Source organism: Neoluteolibacter marinus, from assembly GCF_014904755.1.
In the GTDB taxonomy this organism is placed as follows: Bacteria; Verrucomicrobiota; Verrucomicrobiia; order Verrucomicrobiales; family Akkermansiaceae; genus Haloferula; species Haloferula marina.
This window is the reverse complement of sequence record NZ_JACZFQ010000278.1, coordinates 1-301: the sequence shown is the minus strand read 5'-3', so window position 1 is coordinate 301 and position 301 is coordinate 1. Positions and strand designations below refer to the sequence as shown.

Genomic DNA, 301 nt, shown 5'->3' with positions numbered 1-301 from the left:
CCCAGGGCCAGGCACTGCTGGACGTTGCCGTAGTCCACACCGGGAGCCGGGACAAAGGTGCCCAGGCGGTAGATCACGATGATCCCGATGGTGAACAGCAGCTTGTTCCGCAGCTCGGGAGTCTTGAACGCCCGTCCGAAAGCGCTGAGCAATCGACTCTCCTCTGGTCGTGGGGGCAGACCGTCGGCCGGTCTTCCGTCATCCGGCGAACGCCCTGGGACGGGCGGGGGTCGGCATGGGGCTGTGATGGCCCGTGCAAGTCTAACCATCGTGTCCAGCATCAGCGCATCGGGCCCGGGAG

General features: G+C 66.1%; 1 pseudogene. It reads right to left on the bottom strand.

Annotated elements, in window-relative coordinates:
• Positions 1–152: pseudogene (locus IG178_RS26315) on the bottom strand (preprotein translocase subunit SecY); the annotation flags it as partial.
• Positions 153–301: the final 149 nt, after the last annotated feature.